Below are 8,386 nucleotides of genomic sequence, written 5' to 3'. Positions count from 1 at the left end.
TAAAGAATCAATTTCATCTATAAATAATATTAAAGGACGATTTATAGCTTTTGCCCAACCTGATAAAAAAGTTTTAATTCTACTTCCTGGTTCTTCCTGTTGCCATTGTTTAACAGGTGGTTGAAATTCTTTGGGTAAACGTATAGAAATAGTATCATACCAAGTTCCTAAAATCGCTAATTCTGCGGTGCTGGGGTCATGATTAAATGCACTTCCTACCTCTACTGATACCATGACTGCTGCATAATTTCCTGTGGCGGTAAGTTGCTGTGCTAGGGCTAACATTGCTGTTGTTTTCCCCGTTTGTCGCGGTGCATGAACCACGAAATAACTACGCTGTTGGATTAGCTCCTCCAAATCGGGTAATCGTGTTGTTGGAGATAGCATATAATGGATATCATCTTCACAAGGACCAGCAATATTAAACCAGAGAGACATAGGATTTTAGCAGTTAGCGAACTCTTTAAGTTTAGACGATTTTGAGGTTGGGGCGAGGCTGGAAGGCTTCAATTTAAATCATGACCTGTTGGTGGTGATAGATCCATTACTTCGGTAAACCGAGAATATTGCACCTCACTAGTTGGGGGAAACTGTGCGGAAACAGCCATTAAACCGACTTTGATATCCTCAAAGAAAATCACACCACCAATTCGTCCGCTGGCTTGGAATGGTCCATGAAAAAATTGATGTCGGGGGATATGGATTAGGAGAGAATTGGTAATTTTGACGTTTTGACCAAATAGTTGTTGACAGGTTTTTTTGACAACTGCATCAATATATTGATTCTGGACAGGTTGACCCAAGTTGATGAATTTGGGATGATCTGCAAAATGATCCATGTAATATGACCAGATGTTAGACAAATCTTTTTCTTCATTGAGGATTTTCTTTAGTTCCTGCCATCGTTTGAAATTCATAATATGGGTAGTTTGGATTATTCTTTGGTTACTAAAAATTTACCATAGTTATGCTCGCTAATCTAGCTAGGGTTAGGGAAAAATTAGGTAACGTCTGAAAACACCAAATAGCTGTTAGTAGATAAAAATAAATGGACTCATAATGTAGCTAGGGGTGGGTTTACCGCCTAATTTAAGGAAAAACCAGGGAATAATCAAACCTACTTTGAGAAATCCTTGATATATAAGCAATTTATTAATTTATTGCCATATAACTGCTGTGAGGCCATTGTCCACCTAATAAAGCATAGATTTCGACAGGTTTCCCAGAAATTGTAATACCGATTTCATAGGATTTACCTGTGAACGCAGCAAAGCGCCGACAAGCTTCATCATAAAAGTGACTACGGCGATAATTTTTATTAGTTAAATCAATCGCAAACAAGCCATAAAAGTAGCGAGGAATACTTTGAATTGTTTCGACGATTTGACCTAAGTTTCTTGCTAAAATCGCATTTCTAGGAACTTCTGTTCCCCAAGCGGTATCCAACGCCCAAGAGGCAGAACTTAAATGAGAACCGCCGCAAATTCCACAAATTCTAGGGGTGACAATTAACCCAGCTTGGGGATCTTTTCCGCGTAAAATAATTTCAAAACCGCGAAAAAGTTCAGCATGAGTCCAGGCGTTTGTCACATATCCATTTTCGATTTCGACGCGCACATCTAAATCACCCTCGACTCTACCAACGGGTGAAATATCTAATGTTTGAATTGCCATATTTGTCCTTTGTCAGTTGTTAGTTGCACGACCTCTCCCCTAACCCCTCTCCTACAAGGAAAGGGGAATAATTGACTCCCCCTTCCCTACCAGGGAAGGGGGTTGGGGGGTTAGGTCTTTTTTCATGACTAAACAGTAAAAAAGTCTTCGTCTGCCCATTTGGGGGCTGTGTTTTTGGCAACAACGGTGAGGACTGCGTAATCTTTCATATTGACTCCGGGGGGTATTTCTTTAGGAACTCCCATGACGGTTTGGGTTTTAAAGACTGTTCCGGGTTTGAGGTCAAAAAAGGGAAATTCGGGTTCTGTGCAACCTAAACAGGGCATTCCAGCGCGGGTTTTAGAGGAGACGCGGTTCCAGAGAATGCGGTTACAGGAAGAACGGGTCATGGGTCCACGACAACCTAAGTCGTAAAATAGACAACCTTTGCGTTGTCCAAATTCAGCGGTTGTGGCTTTGTATGCAAAGTGAATGTTGCGGGTACAACCTGTTTGGGTGAAGGTGTTGAAGAAGGTTTGGGGACGGTGTAGTTCATCGAGAACTATATCATCAATTCGACCAGTGGCGATCGCTACTAATATCTGCGCTATCCAGTCGGGGTGTGCGGGACAACCGGGAATATTAATCACAGGTAAGCCGGCTTGACTGACAAAATCTTCACCTAAAAAACCCCCTGCTTCCCGTTTGAGAAATTGCAGTCCTTTGGAGTCGCTGGGGTTGGGTGACATAGCGGGAATTCCTCCCCACGTTGCACAGTCTCCTACCGCAACAATGAATTTCGCAACTTTGGCTAAATCGTCTAACCAATCTTTCATGGGACGGTCGGCAAATCGGTTCCATTCTCCTGTACCATTAGGGGCGTTAACTACGCTACCTTCAAATACCAAAATATCCAGAGGAGTTTTCCCTAAAATACAGTCCCATAATAGGGTTTGGACGTTATCACCTAATTCTACACCCAAGGAAGGATGCCAAAGTATTTTAATACCGAAATCAGCTATTAAATCACAAGCTGTTGGTTCTTCGGCATTAAGAAATGACATGGTGTTACCCGAACAAGCACCACCTTGTAACCAGAGTACATTAGTCATTAGCTATTTATTTTTAGATGTGTTAATAATGCACAATTGAAGAGATTCTATAGGGGTATAATTTCCCCTTTTGCAAAGGATTTACTTGTAGAGAACGACCTATTGATCAATATTCATCATTTTAAACTAAGGTGTTATTTAAAGGAATTAACTTTTTTTAAATAAAACTTAAGAATTAGGAGTGTGAGATATTATAGTAAATAAAATAAATAAAGGTAATATCATAGATATCAGCATTAATCAACGGTGTCTGAGAGGATTTCCCCCACCTTTAAAGTTTTTCCTCCTACTGTTACCTCATCATCATCAACTAATTTCCGTCCTCTTCGTGTTTCAACTATCCCATTAACTTTAACCTCACCATCAACAATCATCCATTTAGCTTGACCTCCGGTAGAGGATATGCCCGAAAACTTCAAAAACTGATCAAGTTTAATCATCTGTCTTTTACCAACTAATTAAAAAGTATCATCTATAGCAATATATCAGAATTTAGGATTTTGGCAACAAATTAAATTCTTGCAAAGCCGGTAAAAAGTTTTTATTCTCATGACTAGGACGACTGAGTTTAATTAAGGCAAACCGCTGTAGAATAGTCAGGCTTTTCCATGCCTCAATTGTAATTATCACACTTATTTCTTGAGCTTTTTCGTGGACACTGTGAGGAATAGTGCTAATATCTACCCATGCTGGATTAGCTTCAATTGGTAATTCAGCCACAGGTTTACCAGTCAGTTGCAATACCAACTCTTGAATATAATGTCTGTAATCATGAATTTGAATATCTGTATCACAAGGTAAAGTCATTAAATTTTGACGTGATTTTTGATTCATCAGATTCCATTCTGCTAATTTTAGCTTAATACCGCAAGTATCTAGTTTGTAGCGCACTTGCATAGGAATACAACGCCAAGAATCAACAAAATCTGCTTCAAACTCAAAAAAATCTGTCATAAAATTGGTGATAATTATAAAATATAGATTTATATAGCAATCCTAAACAAGATGTATTCATGTAACGTGCCGTAGGTATACATTTCTCCTTTTCTCTTCCTCTGTGATCTCTGTGGTTCGTTAAAAACAAAATATAATATGTAACTATTATAAATGATTTATGAGAAAATACAGTTAATTTTTATTAAATAGAATACAAATATTATGAATATTGATTCCCAGTATCATGTTACAACTATTGTTTTAGCAGGTGGTAAAAGCACTCGCATGGGTAGAGATAAAGCCTTAATTCCCATGGGCGGTGTACCCATGTTGCAATTAATTTATACTATTGCAGCAGCCTGTACTGATAAAGTTTATATCGTCACTCCTTGGCCAGAACGTTATCAAAAATTGCTCACACCTCAAAGTCAATTTATTCTAGAAGTTCCCTTACCTGGGGAAACTGGAAATGAACCTCGAACACATGGACCACTTGTAGGTTTTATGCAAGGGTTAGCAGCAGTGGACACAAATTGGGTTCTGTTATTAGCTTGTGATTTACCAAATTTGCGACTAGAAATATTGCAAGAGTGGATATCTCAATTAGAGACAATTCCAGAGAATAAAATGGCAGCTTTGGTACAAAATAATCACATCTGGCAACCTTTATGTGGTTTATATCGCCGTCGTTGTTTACCGGAATTAACACAGTATATTGAACAAGGTGGACGTTCTTTTCAACAGTGGTTAAAGCCTGATTCTGTTCATATATTACCTTTGCTAGATTCACAAATGTTATTTAATTTTAACAGTAATATCTCCGACTTCTGAGGGAAATCGGAGATATTTCATGAACCTAAAATTGCCTTATTTGCCTTAAATGTTATGGGTATTGATTCCGTGCAAACATCCATGTTAAGCTATCTAGTAACAAGTAACATATAGCAATCCCATTTGATTTATGAATGGATTTTTTAAAACGAACCGCTCCAGACGCACAGAGCGCAGAGGTATGGAGAAAAGTTGTTCATATCTTATTTAGGATTGCTATATAATTTATACATTTTGCATCTCACCTTGATTAACCAGGAGTATCAAAAATGCCAGTAGGTTTGCCTGAATTCGTAGAAAACCCGGAAAATCGTTGTCCGGTAATTCTCTTGCTTGATACCTCTGGCTCAATGTCAGGAGAACCTATCCAGGAGTTAAATAGAGGTTTGGCGGCTTTCAAAGAAGATGTAATGAAAGATGCTCAAGCCTCTTTAAGTGTAGAAGTGGCTATTGTCACCTTTGGACCTGTGAAACTGACGCAAGATTTTGTTACTATAGACCATTTTACACCGCCCAAGCTAGAAATAGAGGGTGTCACCCCAATTGGTGCAGCTATAGAATATGCTTTGGATTTATTAGAAACCCGCAAACATTCTTATAAAGATAACGGTGTCCATTATTATCGTCCTTGGGTATTTTTAATTACCGATGGTGCGCCTACAGATTATTGGGAAGGTGCAGCGCAAAGGGTGAGAGAAGAAGACGCACAGCGCCGAATGTTGTTTTTTACCGTTGGTGTTCAGGGTGCAGATATGAATAAACTCCGACAAATTGCCCCACCAGAACGTCCTCCAGTTACTCTGAATGGCTTAGATTTTCGCTCTTTATTTGTTTGGCTTTCCACTTCCATGAAACGGGTTTCTAGTGGCAAAGTAGGGGAAGCTGTGGCATTACCGCCGGTGGGATGGGGGCAAATTACTACTTAGAGGATGTATAAGCTAGAAGAACCTCTCCCTAACCCTCTCCTACGAGGAGAGGGAATATGAAAAAATGAGTTTTCATAAAGGGAGTTTTAAAGCCTCTCCCCTACAAGGGGAGAGGCTTGGAGAGGGGTTATAAAGTCTAATAAAATATACAGGATTTATTTATTGTGGGTTGGAAAGCTAAAGCTATAGCGCGTTCTGCTGTGGGAACGAGTCATCAAGAGCAAAAAATACCTTGTCAAGACTGCGGACATTATCGCATTTTTAAGGATGTGATTGTGGGCGCAGTTGCTGATGGTGCTGGAAGTGCTAAATATTCTCATTTTGGTTCTGAATTGGCGGTAGAAACTGTAATTAAATGCTTTGCTGATATTAATGAATTTCCTGATAAACAAGGTTTTTCTCAATCACTTTCGGAAATGGAAGCTAAGGAAGTTTTTACTAAGTTTGTCAAGGATGTTATTACTGCGTTAAACAAAAAAGCAGATAATAAAGGTTATTCTGTCAGTGATTTAGCTTGTACACTTTTAGTTTTTATAGCAACTCCTGAATGGGTTGCAGCGATGCAAATTGGGGATGGATTTATGGTGGTGCGTTCCCAAGAGGCAGAATATCAATTATTGTTTGAACCAGATAAGGGGGAATTTTTCAACGAAACAATTTTTGTGACTTCAGCTAATGCGCTGGAGGAAATGCAGGTACAGGTAATTTCAGGAAAACAAGAGTTTATTTGTGCTTCTACTGATGGATTAGAAAAAGTGGCAATTCGCTTGAGTGATTGGAAACCTCATGCGCCATTTTTTAAACCTTTGGAGGAATATTTGCGAGAAACAGATAAACCAGGAGGAAATGATGATACTTATATTATGGATTTTCTCGATTCTCCACGGTTAAATTCTCGCACTGATGATGATAAAACTTTGCTTTTGTGTTGTTTTGAAAGCGAGATTTAGTAGTCATAATTAAATGATGAGCGGGCAGGATGCCCACACCACAAGAGTTATATATTTATTGTGGGATGGGCTTCTAGCCTGTCCTAGTCAACGTACTGATGATGATAAAACATGATAAAACTTTGCTGTTGTGTTGTTTTGAAAGCGAGATTTAATAGTCATAATTAAATGATGAGCGGGCAGGATGGCTTCTAGCCTGTCATAGTCCACAATACCATTTGATATTTATTTCAACCCATCTAATTAAAATTATATGACAGTTCTTACTTGTGCCAGTACGGGAAAATCAATTACTCTGTTGAAAGAAATAGCTAATAGTGGTGAAGCAAAAGTTTGGCGAACTAATCAAAATGGTTATTTAGCGAAAATTTACCATTCTCCAACACCTGAACGGGTGCAGAAGTTAGCGGTAATGATAGCACATCCACCCACAGAACCAAATTCCCATCTTCATCATGTTTCTTTTGCTTGGCCTAAGTCGGCGTTGAAAAATGCTCAGGGTGATTTTGTGGGCTTTTTGATGCCTGAAATTAAGGATGGAAGAGAACTTATTGATGTTTATAATCCTCGTCGTCGTAAAGCTTTGAAACTTGAAATTGATTGGCGGTTTCTGCACACAACGGCGCTAAATATTGTTTCAATTATTGAAGCCCTGCACGTTGCTGGTTATGTGTTGGGAGATATTAAACAACAAAATATTTTAGTGAATAATCGGGCTTTACCTTCAATTATTGATACAGATTCTTTTCAGGTGAAAAATCCAAAAAACGGTAAGGTTTATCGTTGTTTAGTTGGTTCGGAAGGATATACACCACCGGAATTAATGGGAAAAGATTTTGCTAGTATTGAGCAAACGGAAGTACATGATAGATTCCGGTTAGGGGTAATTATCTATCAATTGTTATTTGGTGGTAATAGTCCCTTTCAAGGAAAGTGGACTGGTGCGGGGGAAACTCCAGAACCTAATGAACTTATCCGTCGGGGTTTATGGGTTAATGGGTCAAATACTTTAATTACCGCAGCAGCAAGAACAATTCCCCTAGAGATTGTACATCCAGAGATTCAGCAATGTTTTTTGAAATGCTTTAATGATGGTCATAATAACCCCAATTTACGCCCCACAGCTAGGGAGTGGTTAGAGGCTTTAAGAACAGGGAATGATAATTTAACTATTTGTGGCAGGGTAGATAGTCATTATTATAGTAGAACTTTTGGTAATTGCTATTGGTGCGATCGCTCTACAAATCTTGGTATTGATATTTTTCCTGGTGTTGTTAAAGCAAAACCATCTGTTGTTGAGGAATCAATATCACAACCACAAGTTATTAGTAATCAATTCATAGAAAACCTCTTACAAACCCTCAAAGGTCATTCTAGCTCGGTTTTGTCAGTAGCATACAGCCCCGATGGTCAAGCGGTCGCTAGTGGGAGTAGTGACAACACTATCAAACTATGGAATGTAAATACGGGAAACCTACTGCAAACCCTCACTGGTTATTTAAGTTTGGTTAGATCAGTAGCATACAGCCCCGATGGTAAAACTCTGGCTAGTGGGAGTAGTGACAACACTATCAAACTATGGAATGTAAAAACGGGAAAGCTACTGCAAACCCTCACTAGTCATTCTAGATCGGTTAATTCAGTAGCATACAGCCCCGATGGTCAAACTCTGGCTAGTGGGAGTGATGACAACACTATCAAACTGTGGAATGTAAAAACAGGAAACCTACTGCAAACCCTCACTGGTCATTCTGACTGGGTTTATTCAGTAGCATACAGCCCCGATGGTCAAACCCTGGCTAGTGGGAGTAGGGACAACACTATCAAACTATGGGATGTAAACACGGGAAACCTACTGCAAACCCTCAAAGGTCATTTTAGATCGGTTTATTCAGTAGCATACAGCCCCGATGGTCAAACCCTGGCTAGTGGGAGTTATGACAACACTATCAAACTATGGAATGTAAACACAGGAAAC

At 39.1% G+C, this 8,386-nt stretch carries 9 protein-coding genes and 1 pseudogene; 4 read left to right on the top strand and 6 right to left on the bottom strand.

The genetic code is table 11. The annotated features are described in order from the left end of the window. The 6 genes and pseudogenes from CA730_RS05865 to CA730_RS05840 all read right to left on the bottom strand — a co-directional run. A partial coding sequence (locus CA730_RS05865; protein WP_157750059.1) for an AAA family ATPase occupies nt 1–438 on the bottom strand: 438 nt, incomplete at its 3' end. Nucleotides 439–506: 68 nt separating this feature from the next. Then, nucleotides 507–917 carry a hypothetical protein gene (locus CA730_RS05860; RefSeq protein ID WP_096665114.1) on the bottom strand — a complete coding sequence of 137 codons (411 nt, stop codon included), beginning with the start codon at nt 915–917 and terminating at the stop codon, nt 507–509. A gap of 247 nt (nt 918–1,164) precedes the next feature. Then, a pseudogene (locus tag CA730_RS05855) lies at nt 1,165–1,674 on the bottom strand (nickel-dependent hydrogenase large subunit); the annotation flags it as partial. Nucleotides 1,675–1,802: 128 nt separating this feature from the next. Further along, nucleotides 1,803–2,765, bottom strand: a complete 963-nt coding sequence (locus CA730_RS05850; protein ID WP_096665111.1) for a hydrogenase small subunit — start codon at nt 2,763–2,765, stop codon at nt 1,803–1,805. 236 nt (nt 2,766–3,001) lie between these two features. Beyond that, on the bottom strand, nt 3,002–3,205 hold the full coding sequence (locus CA730_RS05845; RefSeq protein ID WP_027401675.1) for an RNA-binding S4 domain-containing protein: 204 nt from the start codon (nt 3,203–3,205) through the stop codon (nt 3,002–3,004). 52 nt (nt 3,206–3,257) lie between these two features. Further along, nucleotides 3,258–3,719 (bottom strand): nitrate reductase associated protein, encoded by a 462-nt coding sequence (locus CA730_RS05840; protein WP_096665108.1) that lies wholly within the window; start codon nt 3,717–3,719, stop codon nt 3,258–3,260. A 204-nt stretch (nt 3,720–3,923) separates the two neighbouring features. On the opposite strand from CA730_RS05840, the gene CA730_RS05835 reads away from it, so the two are divergent. The 4 genes from CA730_RS05835 to CA730_RS05820 form a co-directional block, all read left to right on the top strand. Then, complete coding sequence (locus CA730_RS05835) at nt 3,924–4,532, top strand: molybdenum cofactor guanylyltransferase (RefSeq protein WP_096665105.1); 609 nt, start codon at nt 3,924–3,926, stop codon at nt 4,530–4,532. A gap of 269 nt (nt 4,533–4,801) precedes the next feature. Beyond that, on the top strand, nt 4,802–5,458 hold the full coding sequence (locus tag CA730_RS05830; protein WP_096665102.1) for a vWA domain-containing protein: 657 nt from the start codon (nt 4,802–4,804) through the stop codon (nt 5,456–5,458). 164 nt (nt 5,459–5,622) lie between these two features. Next, nucleotides 5,623–6,408: a PP2C family serine/threonine-protein phosphatase gene (locus tag CA730_RS05825; RefSeq protein ID WP_096665099.1), complete on the top strand. Its 786-nt coding sequence runs from the start codon at nt 5,623–5,625 to the stop codon at nt 6,406–6,408. Nucleotides 6,409–6,661: 253 nt separating this feature from the next. Beyond that, a partial coding sequence (locus CA730_RS05820) for a WD40 domain-containing protein (protein ID WP_096665096.1) occupies nt 6,662–8,386 on the top strand: 1,725 nt, incomplete at its 3' end.

Origin of the sequence: Dolichospermum compactum NIES-806 (assembly GCF_002368115.1) — a bacterium.
GTDB classification, from domain to species: Bacteria; Cyanobacteriota; Cyanobacteriia; order Cyanobacteriales; family Nostocaceae; genus Dolichospermum; species Dolichospermum compactum.
This window is presented reverse-complemented; position numbering and strand designations above follow the sequence as displayed.

What these genes read in the sequence shown, in the direction of transcription:
- CA730_RS05860 (WP_096665114.1), bottom strand. Translation starts at nt 917, where the DNA reads ATGAATTTCAAACGATGGCAGGAACTAAAGAAAATCCTCAATGAAGAA.
- CA730_RS05850 (WP_096665111.1), bottom strand. Translation starts at nt 2,765, where the DNA reads ATGACTAATGTACTCTGGTTACAAGGTGGTGCTTGTTCGGGTAACACC.
- CA730_RS05845 (WP_027401675.1), bottom strand. Translation starts at nt 3,205, where the DNA reads ATGATTAAACTTGATCAGTTTTTGAAGTTTTCGGGCATATCCTCTACC.
- CA730_RS05840 (WP_096665108.1), bottom strand. Translation starts at nt 3,719, where the DNA reads ATGACAGATTTTTTTGAGTTTGAAGCAGATTTTGTTGATTCTTGGCGT.
- CA730_RS05835 (WP_096665105.1), top strand. Translation starts at nt 3,924, where the DNA reads ATGAATATTGATTCCCAGTATCATGTTACAACTATTGTTTTAGCAGGT.
- CA730_RS05830 (WP_096665102.1), top strand. Translation starts at nt 4,802, where the DNA reads ATGCCAGTAGGTTTGCCTGAATTCGTAGAAAACCCGGAAAATCGTTGT.